The sequence below is a fragment of the Actinoalloteichus spitiensis RMV-1378 genome (assembly GCF_000239155.1).
GTDB classification, from domain to species: domain Bacteria; phylum Actinomycetota; class Actinomycetes; order Mycobacteriales; family Pseudonocardiaceae; genus Actinoalloteichus_B; species Actinoalloteichus_B spitiensis.
In genome coordinates this window covers 1-3,553 of the sequence record NZ_AGVX02000135.1, presented here as the reverse complement: position 1 = coordinate 3,553, position 3,553 = coordinate 1, and the positions used below count along the sequence as shown (strand labels likewise).

Sequence of the window (3,553 nt, the reverse complement as noted above, 5' to 3'; positions counted from 1 at the left end):
CGGCACCGCCGGCGGCCGCCGGCGGTGCCACCGGCTCCGCGCGGCCAGGCAGGGGCAGGGCGCCACCGGCCTTCAGTATCCTTGCGCGGTCCCGACGGAGTGAACCCTTGGTGGAACAGAAGCGCATGAGGCGTTACGGCATCCTGATCCTTCCCGCTGCGAACAAGGTCTACACCGGGTCGTCGGTGGACCTGACCAGGGCCGAGCTCGCGGTCTTCGGTGACCGCCTGTTCCCCGGCCGTCTCACCGGCATCGGGATCCGCCGCCTGGGCGGCGTGGACTACGTGACCTTCGGCGCGGACGAACTCTCGGCGGCGGACCTGGACCTCCTGGCGAACCTGTCCTCCCGGTACGCCCTGTTCGAGCTGCGGGACGACCTGCTGCTGCCCCTGGACGCCCACCCGGGGGACCGGTTCGACGACGACCTGCTCACCATTCCGAAGTACGTGGGCAAGACCAACGAACTCTTCACGAAACTCCTGCTCAACGTCACCCTGCTCTCCTCGGACCTCGTCGCCGAGTGGGGCAGTGGCAAGCTCCGCGTGCTCGACCCCCTCGCGGGGCGAGGCACCACCCTAAGTCAGGCCCTGACGTACGGCTTCGACGCCCTCGGCGTCGAAGCGGACGGCAAGCACGTCGACGCCTACGCGGCGTTCCTCCGCACCTGGCTCAAACGCAAGCGCGTCAAGCACCACGCGGAGATCACCAGGATCCGACGGGACAAGAAGCAGATCGGTCGACGCCTCCACGCCGAGATCGGCGTCGACCGCGAGAGCTACAAGGCGGGGGAGCGGCTCACCCTCGACCTCGTGCACGCCGACACCCTCCGCGCGGCGGAGTTCTTCCCCGACCGGTCGGTGGACCTGATCGTCACCGACGCCCCCTACGGCGTGCAGCACGGCAGCCGGGACCGCAACGACGGTCTCGCCCGCAGCCCACGGGAACTCCTCACCGCCGCCGTCCCGGGGTGGTGCCGTCTCCTCCGCTCCGGCGGCGCGATGGGGATCTCCTGGAACACCTACGGGGCGGGCCGGGACGAACTGGCGAGGATCCTGACCGACAACGGGCTGCGGGTGTGCGACACCCCCGCCTACCACGGCTTCCGACACCGGGTCGACCAGGCCATCACCCGGGACCTGGTCGTCGCCACCAAGCCCTGACCCGTCGGTCGCCGCCACCGCAACCCCCGTCGCACCGGCCCGCACTCAACCAGTCCAGCGACGGCCCCGCCAGCGTCCCCAAGGGGCCGTGACCGGTAACGGCCAACAGCCCCCAACGCGGACTTGATCGGTCTACACCTGCCCTGAGCTGCGTCAACATCGGACCGGACCACGGTGAGCCCGCCAGGGGACCCAGCCGGCGATCAGCTATCACTAGGTCGGGAAGCGGTTTCTCGGCAGACCCAGACCAGTACGGTTCCCCCAACCCGTGACGACGCCGGGAACGGGACAGCCGGACCGAGGAGAACACCGGAACCGCCCGACACCGTGACAACCTGCCCCTGATCCGGGAAAGGGCCCAACGCAATGACGCGTGCACGAAGATCACTACTCGCGCTGGTGGCCGGAAGCGCCCTCGTGGTGTCCGCCGGCAGCGCCGCCGCACTCGACAACCCCGCCGGAGCGGACAGGTCGGCCGCACCGGCCGGGTCCGCCACCACCGAGGACGCCACGCCGGCGCGGCAGGCCGAACGCCTGGACCGGGGACTGCTGGCCGTCCCCACCGAGGACGGGGTCCTGGTGAGCTGGCGCCTGTTCGGCACCGACCCGCAGGACCTCGGCTTCCACCTGTTCCGCGACGGCCGGAAGATCAACCGCCAGCCCATCCGCTCCAGCACCAACTTCCTCGACCCCGACGGCGCCCCGGGGGACACCTACGAGCTGATGCCACTCGGCCAGGGTGGCCGCGGCGCGTCGGAGACGACCACCGCCCTGGCCGAGGCGCACTTCGACATCCCGCTGAACAAGCCCGCGGGTGGCACGACCCCGGACGGGGGCGAGTTCGAGTACCGGATCAACGACGCCAGCGTCGGTGACCTCAACGGCGACGGCCAGTACGACATCGTCGTCAAGTGGGAGCCCACCAACGCGCAGGACAACTCCCGGTCGGGCTACACCGGTGAGGTGTTCCTCGACGCCTACACCCTCGAGGGCGAACAGCTCTGGCGGCTCGGGCTCGGACCCAACATCCGCGCCGGAGCGCACTACACGCAGTTCCTGGTGTACGACTTCGACGGTAACGGCCGCTCGGAGGTGGTCCTGCGGACCGCCGACGGCACGGTGGACGGTCTCGGCCAGGTGATTGGTGACCCCGAGGCGGACTACCGGAACTCCTCCGGCTACGTCCTCACCGGGCCCGAGTTCCTGACCGTCTTCGACGGCCTGACCGGCGAAGCGCTGGAGACCGTCGACTTCGAACCCGCTCGCGGCGACATCTGCCAGTGGGGTGACTGCTACGGCAACCGGGGAGACCGGTTCCTGGCAGCCGTCGCTTACCTGGACGGGGAACGTCCCAGCATCATGATGTCCAGGGGCTACTACGAGAAGACCGTGCTGGCGGCCTACGACTGGCGTGACGGGGAACTCACCCAGCGCTGGATCTTCGACAGCGACGAGCCTGGCAACGGTGCCTACGCCCGGCAGGGCAACCACAACCTGAGCGTGGGCGACGTCGACGGCGACGGGCGCGACGAGATCGTGTTCGGCCAGATGACCGTCGACGACGACGGCACCGGTCTCTACTCCACCGGCCTGGGGCACGGCGACGCCATGCACCTGGGCAACCTGGACCCGAGCCGGGACGGCTTGGAGGTCTTCGGCGTGCAGGAGAGCTCCTCCGCCCGGTACGGACTGGCGTTGCGGGACGCTGGCAGCGGCGAGGTGCTCTGGGGTGAGCACACCGGGCGGGACACCGGCCGGGGCACCGCCGGCGACATCGACCCCCGGTACCCCGGTGCCGAAGCCTGGGCCGTCGACGGCGAGTGGAACAGCCCGACCGGGTGGCTGGTCAGCGCCTCCGGCGAACTGATCTCGAACAACATCCCCCCGGCGAACTTCGTCGTCTGGTGGGACGGCGACCTCGGCCGGGAGATCCTGGACCACGACTTCCGGGAGAGCGACCGTCGCGGGGTGGGCCGGATCGACAAGTGGGACTGGGAGAACGAGACCCTCGTCAACCTGCTCACGCCGACCGGGACCCAGTCGATCAACGACACCAAGGGCAATCCGAGCCTCCAGGCGGACATCCTCGGCGACTGGCGCGAGGAAGTGCTGTGGCCCACCGAGGACGACACGGCCCTGCGCGTCTACACGACGACGTACCCCACCGAGCACCGCATCACCACGCTGATGCACGACCCCATCTACCGGCTCGGGGTGGCCTGGCAGAACGTCGCCTACAACCAGCCGCCGCACACCAGCTTCTTCCTGGGCTTCGACATGGAGACGCCCGACCAGCCCAACATCTACTACCCGTGACCCGTTGACCCGAGGGCCGCGCCGGGAGGCCACGTCGCCCCGTTACCTTTTTCGTAGCTCCTGATCAAGGAGTCGTG

Annotated in this window: 2 protein-coding genes; both read left to right on the top strand. The window is 69.5% G+C overall.

Features of this window, described 5'->3' with window-relative positions; genetic code table 11:
* Window positions 1-125 precede the first annotated feature (125 nt).
* Window positions 126-1,160, top strand: coding sequence for a TRM11 family SAM-dependent methyltransferase (locus tag ACTIDRAF_RS0207205; protein WP_016698047.1), 1,035 nt, complete (start codon window positions 126-128; stop codon window positions 1,158-1,160).
* Between the two features lie 366 nt (window positions 1,161-1,526).
* Window positions 1,527-3,476, top strand: a complete 1,950-nt coding sequence (locus tag ACTIDRAF_RS0207200) for a rhamnogalacturonan lyase (RefSeq protein WP_083886148.1) — start codon at window positions 1,527-1,529, stop codon at window positions 3,474-3,476.
* The last annotated feature ends 77 nt before the right edge of the window (window positions 3,477-3,553 follow it).

What these genes read in the sequence shown, in the direction of transcription:
- ACTIDRAF_RS0207205 (WP_016698047.1), top strand. Translation starts at nt 126, where the DNA reads ATGAGGCGTTACGGCATCCTGATCCTTCCCGCTGCGAACAAGGTCTAC.
- ACTIDRAF_RS0207200 (WP_083886148.1), top strand. Translation starts at nt 1,527, where the DNA reads ATGACGCGTGCACGAAGATCACTACTCGCGCTGGTGGCCGGAAGCGCC.